At 66.4% G+C, this 3,884-nt stretch carries 4 protein-coding genes; all 4 read right to left on the minus strand.

Features of this window, described 5'->3' with window-relative positions; translation table 11 throughout:
- Positions 1-24 precede the first annotated feature (24 nt).
- Entirely contained in the window at positions 25-1,131 is a 1,107-nt protein-coding gene (locus QMX79_RS20260; RefSeq protein ID WP_282248379.1) for an NADH:flavin oxidoreductase/NADH oxidase, read from the minus strand.
- Positions 1,132-1,310: 179 nt separating this feature from the next.
- A complete protein-coding gene (locus QMX79_RS20265; RefSeq protein ID WP_282248380.1) occupies positions 1,311-2,132 on the minus strand; it encodes an NAD-dependent protein deacetylase in 822 nt (273 codons plus the stop codon).
- 47 nt (positions 2,133-2,179) lie between these two features.
- A complete protein-coding gene (locus QMX79_RS20270) occupies positions 2,180-2,593 on the minus strand; it encodes an acyl-CoA thioesterase (protein ID WP_282248381.1) in 414 nt (137 codons plus the stop codon).
- A 105-nt stretch (positions 2,594-2,698) separates the two neighbouring features.
- Positions 2,699-3,718 (minus strand): ribonucleotide-diphosphate reductase subunit beta, encoded by a 1,020-nt coding sequence (locus tag QMX79_RS20275; RefSeq protein WP_282248382.1) that lies wholly within the window; start codon positions 3,716-3,718, stop codon positions 2,699-2,701.
- Positions 3,719-3,884: the final 166 nt, after the last annotated feature.

Consider the following 3,884-nt stretch of genomic DNA (forward strand, 5'->3'; position numbering starts at 1 on the left):
CCGGGGGGCCCGCTACCGGTTCAATCAAGCAGACGGGGCGATGAACACGCCGCGGGCTTCGCGCGGTTCGCAGCGCAGATACTGCGGGGCGGGGGTGAGTGAATCGCCCAGGGCGGCGGCGGCGTGCCACGGCCAGCGCGGGTCGTAGAGGATGCCGCGTGCCAGTGCGACTGCATCGGCGTGGCCGTGGCGAAGGATCGATTCGGCCTGCGAGGGGTCGGTGATCAAGCCCACCGCGATGACCGGCATCTTCACCTTGGCCTTGATGGCGGCAGCGAAGTGCACCTGGTAGCCCGGCTCCACCGGAATCTGCTGGCGCGCGTCGAGTCCGCCGCTGGAGACGTGCAGGAACTGGCAGCCGCACAGCTCCAGGATCTGGGCCAGGGTGGTGCTCTCTTCGATGTCCCAGCCGCCCGGCACCCAGTCGCTGGCCGAGATGCGCATGCCCACGCTGATGCGGTCGGAGACGGCTCCGCGCACGGCGTCGAACACGCGCACCAACAGGCGCATGCGGTTTTCGAGCGAGCCGCCGTACTGGTCCTGGCGCTTGTTGCTGAGCGGCGAGAGGAACTGGTGCAGCAGGTAGCCGTGGGCGGCGTGCAGTTCGATCAGGTCCAGGCCGGCGCGCTCGGCGCGGCCGGCGGCGATGGCGAAGGCTTCGACGATGGCGTCGATGCCGGCTTCGTCCAGCGCGTCAGGCGTGGGGCCGTTGGCGGCGAACGGCAGTGCGGAGGGGGCGACTGCGGTCCAGCCGTTGGGGTCGGCCGGGGGCAGCTGGCCGCCACCTTCCCACGGGCGCGCCGAGGAGGCTTTGCGGCCGGCGTGGGCCAGCTGCACGCCCAGCGGCATCGGCGACCATTGCTTGACCGAGGCGATGACCGAGGTGAGTGCGGCTTCGGTGGCGTCGTCCCACAGGCCCAGGTCGGCGTAGCTGATGCGGCCTTCGGGAAGTACGGCGGTGGCTTCGAGGATGAGCAGGCCGGCGCCGGACTGGGAAAGCTGGCCCAGGTGCTGGCGGTGCCAGTCGTTGGCCAGGCCGTCGGTGGAGGAGTACTGGCACATCGGGGCGATGACGATGCGGTTGGACAGCGTCAGCGGTCCGAATGACACGGGGGAGAAAAGCTGGCTCACGGGCGGGCGACTCGGGGGGAGATGAAACACGGGGGAGGTATTGCACCGCGAAGCGGGTTTGCGGGCAACCGTATGTGTGGAACGGTGAGGCTAGCGAGGCAGGGCCTCGCTCTACCGGGGTGGCGTCCAGGCCAATGCCTGCGGGGCGGGCAAAGGGCGCGTAGGCAAGCGTTCGCGGGTCAGGCCGATGCGGTGGCTGGCAGGAGGAATGACAGGGCGTCTGCGCAGGACTGCTCTACCTTCAGGGTGAGGAGGTCGTCTGCCCGGGTGCGGCCGATGTTGAGGGCGGCGACGGGTAGGCCGGCCTTGGCGGCGGCCTGGACGAAGCGGTAGCCGGAATAGACCATCAGGGACGAGCCGACCACCAGGACGGCGTCGGCCTGTTGCAGGTGGGCGTGAACCGCATCGACGCGGGCGCGCGGTACGTTTTCGCCGAAGAACACGACGTCTGGCTTGAGGATGCCGCCGCAGGTGGGGCACGCGGGTACGTTGAAGGTGCTGAAATCCACGCCGTCGAGGTCGGCGTCGCCATCGGGGGCCTGGGCGGCGTCGAGGCGGTCCCAGCCGGGGTTGGCGGCCAGCAGCGCCTGCTGGAACGCTTTGCGGTTGCTGCGGGTTTCGCAGCCCATGCAGCGCACCTGGTCGAGGCGGCCGTGCAGGTCGATCACGGCTGCGCTGCCAGCGCGCTGGTGCAGGCAATCCACGTTCTGGGTGAGCAGCACTTCCATCTTGCCGCGTGCTTCCAGTGCGGCCAGGGCGGCGTGGGTGGCGTTGGGTTGGGCCTGCCCGAAGCGCGGCCAGCCGAGCAGGCTGCGCGCCCAGTAGCGCTGGCGGGTGGCCGCTTCACCCATGAAATCCTGGTAGTTCACCGGCGGGGTGCGCTTCCACTGGCCGTCGGCATCGCGGTAATCGGGAATGCCCGAGTCGGTGCTGCAGCCGGCGCCGGTGAGGACGAACAGGCGGCGGGCGCGATTGATGAAGTCAGCCAGTGGGGTAGACATGCCAGCTAGATGGGGGCGATTGGAGGGTTCGCAATCGCCCTGCCCGTTCAGGGTCCGGCGATATCGGCCGGCAGCGCCGGCACGGCGGTGGGCTTGTGGTCCTCGTCCAGGGCGATCATCACGAAGTGGCCACGGGTGCACAGCTTGCGCTCGCCGGTGTGCAGGTCTTCGGCGATGAGCTCCACTTCCACCTTCATCGAGCTGCGGCCCACTTCGACGATGCGGCCCACGGTTTCCACCATCTGGCCGATGCTGATGGGCAGCTTGAAGTCCACCTGGTCGGAGCGGGCGGTGACCACGGTGCGGCGCGAGTAGCGTGCGGCGGCCAGGAACGCGGCCTTGTCCATCCACGCCAATGCCTGGCCACCGAACAGGGTGCCCATGTGGTTGGTGTGGTTGGGGAAGACGATTTCGGCCATGCGCACTTCAGTGGGCGGGACGACGTCAGGGGTGGCGGTCATGGCGGTGGGCCGTGCGGTGGGGTCGACGAGGATGATACGGCAGCGCCCGCAAACAAAAAGCCCCGGCAGTGCCGGGGCTTTCTGGGTACGCGTGGAGCGCTTGGATCAGAACGACATGTCGAAGGACACTTCGCCCTTCACGCCAACCTGGTAGGCCGAGGAGCGACGTTCGAAGAAGTTGGTCAGCTCCTGCACGTCCTGCAGTTCCATGAAGCTCAGCGGGTTGCGCACGTTGTACTTCTTTTCCATGCCGAGGCGATGGAAATGGTTGTCGGCGCAGTGCTGCAGGTAGTGGCGCATGTCGCGGGTGGAAATGCCCGCCACGCCGCCAGACAGCACGTCTTCGGCGAACTTCACTTCGCATTCGATGGCTTCGGCCAGCATGTCATAGACCTGCTGCTTCATCTCATCGTCGAACAGGTCCGGCTCTTCCTCGCGGATGACATCCACGCATTCGAACGCGAACTCCATGTGCGCGCTCTCGTCGCGGAACACCCAGTTGGTGCCCGAAGCCAGGCCGTTGAGCAGGCCGCGCGAACGGAAGTAGTACACGTAGGCGAAGGCAGCGAAGAAGAACAGGCCTTCAATGCATGCGGCGAAGCAGATCTGGTTGAGCAGGAACTGGCGGCGCTCGGCACGGGTTTCGATGCGCTTGAGGTTCTGGATGGAGTCGATCCACTTGAAGCAGAAGTCGGCCTTCTGCTTGATCGAGTCGATGTTCTCCACCGCGTCGAACGCCTTGGCGCGCTCATCCGGGTCCGGCAGGTAGTTGTCGAGCAGGGTCAGGTAGAACTGCACGTGCAGCGCTTCTTCGTACAGCTGGCGCGAGAGGTACATGCGCGCTTCGGGCGCGTTCAAGTGCTGGTACAGGTTCAGCACCAGGTTGTTGGACACGATCGAATCGCCGGTGGCGAAGAACGCAACCAGGCGGTGGATCAGGTGGCGTTCGCCGGGCGACATCTTGCCGTGCAGGTCGCTGATGTCGATCTGGAAGTTGATTTCTTCCACGGTCCAGGTGTTCTTGATCGCGTTGCGATACATGTCATAGAACTGGGGGTAGCGCATGGGGCGCAGGGTCAGTTCAAAACCGGGATCGAGCAGCATTTGACGGGGCTTGTCGGCCATGGTGTTTCGTCCTTCTTGGAGGTACCGACCAACGGTCGGTACCTAACGAATGTTTGATTTTCCCGGCAGAACCGGCATTCCGGGGTAGGCACCGACCGTTGGTCGGTGCATCCGGCGGGTGCCGGCCCGGCGGGCCGGCACGCCTTTTACTGGCACGCCTCGCAGG

The sequence above is a fragment of the Stenotrophomonas sp. PS02300 genome (genome assembly GCF_029959395.1).
Lineage (GTDB): Bacteria > Pseudomonadota > Gammaproteobacteria > Xanthomonadales > Xanthomonadaceae > Stenotrophomonas > Stenotrophomonas maltophilia_AD.